Origin of the sequence: Aeromonas sp. Lyrl_2 (assembly GCF_051948815.1) — a bacterium.
Taxonomy (GTDB): Bacteria; Pseudomonadota; Gammaproteobacteria; order Enterobacterales; family Aeromonadaceae; genus Aeromonas; species Aeromonas veronii.
Window position 1 is genome coordinate 1 of sequence record NZ_JAYJLJ010000048.1, and the last position, 2,779, is coordinate 2,779.

Annotated in this window: 4 protein-coding genes; all 4 read right to left on the minus strand. The window is 54.7% G+C overall.

Translation table 11 applies throughout. From position 1 onward, the window contains the following. Window positions 1-986 (minus strand): protein rep (locus tag VF684_RS20775; RefSeq protein WP_440174389.1); only part of this gene is annotated, 986 nt, incomplete at its 3' end. A gap of 713 nt (window positions 987-1,699) precedes the next feature. Then, entirely contained in the window at window positions 1,700-1,966 is a 267-nt protein-coding gene (locus VF684_RS20780; protein ID WP_440174390.1) for a hypothetical protein, read from the minus strand. A gap of 108 nt (window positions 1,967-2,074) precedes the next feature. After that, on the minus strand, window positions 2,075-2,305 hold the full coding sequence (locus VF684_RS20785; RefSeq protein WP_440174391.1) for a hypothetical protein: 231 nt from the start codon (window positions 2,303-2,305) through the stop codon (window positions 2,075-2,077). Between the two features lie 73 nt (window positions 2,306-2,378). After that, window positions 2,379-2,684: a hypothetical protein gene (locus VF684_RS20790; RefSeq protein ID WP_440174392.1), complete on the minus strand. Its 306-nt coding sequence runs from the start codon at window positions 2,682-2,684 to the stop codon at window positions 2,379-2,381. Window positions 2,685-2,779: the final 95 nt, after the last annotated feature.

Consider the following 2,779-nt stretch of genomic DNA (forward strand, 5'->3'; position numbering starts at 1 on the left):
GGGGCGGCATCAGCAGGCACAGGAGGCTCCTGAACAGGCATCGCATCGCGCAGGGACTGCACAACCTGCCGAAGCAAAGAGGGGTTTGACTCCGCAACAGTCAGAATATGGGCCTCCTGACGGAAGCGGCGGATAGCCCGCCAATCGTCATCATCCAGGGTGGCCAACTGCACAGCTCGCTCATCCTCTGGAAGCTCGACCAGCTCCTGATCCGAAAGCTCAGGGGCAAGATCCAGCTTGTCCCGCAAACCCACACTCCAAAAAAGCTGACGCCGTCCCTTGAAAGACTTGGTGAACTGGACGAACAAGGCAGTAGCCAGAGCCTTTGGATAAACAGGGTCTTCGCCATCGAGAATGGCATCGAGCAAGCCGAACGGCGTGGCACCCTTTCCCCTCGACTGCTTGGTGTGGGCCTTGGTCATTTCATCCTCCAAACCCCACTTGCTGGCATAGATTGCCGCCTTGGTGCCGTCCTGGACGGTGCAGCCATGGAGGTCTGACGGCTCAGGCAAACCGGACAAGCGGCAAGCTCGTTGCCAAGCAGGAGAATACACAGCCCAAAGATCCTGGGGGGCTAGGTCGGAAGAGGTGAACACCAGGATATGAAAATGTGGATGCCAGCCATTATCTAAGCCGTGGGTTACCTCACTAGCGCGAATGTAGCCATGCAGGACGCTACCAGGGAAGCGCTCAGACAACTGGCGCTTGATGGAGTACTTGCCAGTACTAAGACGCTTCAGAGAGCCGCTGAGAGCCTCCAGCAGCAAATCAAGGTCATCACCGATGCCATGAGGAACAGTGAGAGTAACGAAATGGGTAGACCAACCAAGGGCGGTGGCTGACGCAATAGCTGCTTGCAGCTCAAGACGGCGACGCTCGGAGACCTTGCCGGCACAGCAAGCACAACCCCAAATATCACCACAGGCCATCAAGCCCTGATAGAACGCTTTACCATGAGAGCCCTTGCAGACATCAATCTCAGCCAACCCATAACCAGGGACGGGCCGCCGCCAGTTCATGCACTTAGAGACACGAGACTCCGGAAGGATCCGGTTAACGACAGACTTACGAGCCCAACGCTTGGCACGGGCTTGTTCGGGGGTGGTAATGAGGCGATAAAACCCATCGCTATTGATTTCAGCGGGGTGTATTTCACCTGTTTCGTGGTCCACGAAAACAGTGGGGGAAGAGTTTCTGGTAACTATACCAAGGGGCCCAGCCCCCGAAGCTCTACTTTCTCGATTCATGTCGCCCTCTCGCTATGGAGAAGGCGGCAAAATGATGTAAGATCATGACGTCACCTGTGATGCGTTAACGGTTGAGTGGGTGACCGTCCCCCGAAGGTGGTTCAGACCTTGCGGGGGCTTTCTTTTTTCGGCGTTGGCTGCTCGTGCGCTGGCGCTCCTGCCTACTTCTTTTCGCCCCTATCCGGCTAATGGAGTTTGGGAGACGGACAACAAATCGTACTCCTTTGGTTACTGAACAAGCAAGGCCTGCGGGCTTCGCCCCCCCGCGGGACCCTACGGAGGGCGCTTCGCGTTCAGGGTTCCGCTGACTCCGATAGATCCAAAGCGGTTTATTAAGGGATTGGGGGAGAAGTGATCCCCCCAATCCCCTGCCCAATTCTTAAAGACGGGTGGAGGAGTAAACCACTAAATCGGAACCCCACAAGTGGGGCCCCCACGATTTAGCGATTGACTCATAGGGCCGCAGCGAACAGCGCTTGAGCAATACGATCCAGCGTGCCCTGGTCAACATCGAGGGCAGGATTAGGGTTAGCTATGAGGAGCTTGATTGCCGGTATATCCACTCGATTAAAGGTAACCGTTACCGTATTCATAGCCAGTCGCTGGCGATATGCCGCCTGCTTTTCTGCTGGGGTCTTGGCGTTACCAGTGCGAGGACGGCCACGTGGGCGCTTAATCGGGAGGAGATCCTGAGTTTGATTGTCGTTGACGTCTTTCATATAGCGGCCTTTTTGGTAACTGTTACCAAATATACCACGCATTTATGGTAACTGTTACCAAAATGACGAGGGGGGCCTGATGGCCCCCCTCGTCGTCGTCGGTCCTCCTCACTCGGCTCGCTCGTCGTCCTCCTCCTCCTCGATGGGGGCCCAAAGCCGAATGGTGTCATTCTTCATCCAGATAAAATCACTCTCGATACGGTCTGCTAACACCAGGAGAAGTGGAGCTACACGATCATCTTCGGGTAGAACATGAGCAAACTCAACAAAGGCCCTGATAGACATATCCAGGGAACGAAGAGAGTCGAAGCTGTTGGTGGTAATATCCGCTTTAGCCATGATGGCCTCCTATCTAGGTTGTCGTGGTTAGCGGGATACCAGGAACGCAACTCCAGGTATCCCGCGAGGTAAATCAATGGATCACTTCATCTGGGAACGGCATGAAGCCGAAAGGATTGGGAACGGCGGTTGAATCAAACTGCCATCCATGACAATCGCAATAACCCCAAACACCCGGCAACATGACGGGCGTGTCGTCTTCACCCTCTGCAAAGCGCATACGGGCTATCAAACGAAAATCCAAGCTGGGCGGCCTTCGGCTCAGTGCCTCCTGAAGATTCGAGATCATCTGAAAAGACACCTTGCCTCCCTCCTCCATGAGCGTGAGCTGAGGGAAAAAGTAAAGGACTGGTGGCTTTTTGGGTGGACGCTTTGTCATGAGAAAATCCTTTTAGGTAACAGTTACGGTAATTGGCCCAGCTCAAGATAAGCTGATCCCTGGTTGAAGCATCCAGCGGAACAACAATCGGAGGG

Coding starts and splice junctions, on each gene's coding strand:
- VF684_RS20780 (WP_440174390.1), bottom strand. CDS start 1,966: ATGAAAGACGTCAACGACAATCAAACTCAGGATCTCCTCCCGATTAAG.
- VF684_RS20785 (WP_440174391.1), bottom strand. CDS start 2,305: ATGGCTAAAGCGGATATTACCACCAACAGCTTCGACTCTCTTCGTTCC.
- VF684_RS20790 (WP_440174392.1), bottom strand. CDS start 2,684: ATGACAAAGCGTCCACCCAAAAAGCCACCAGTCCTTTACTTTTTCCCT.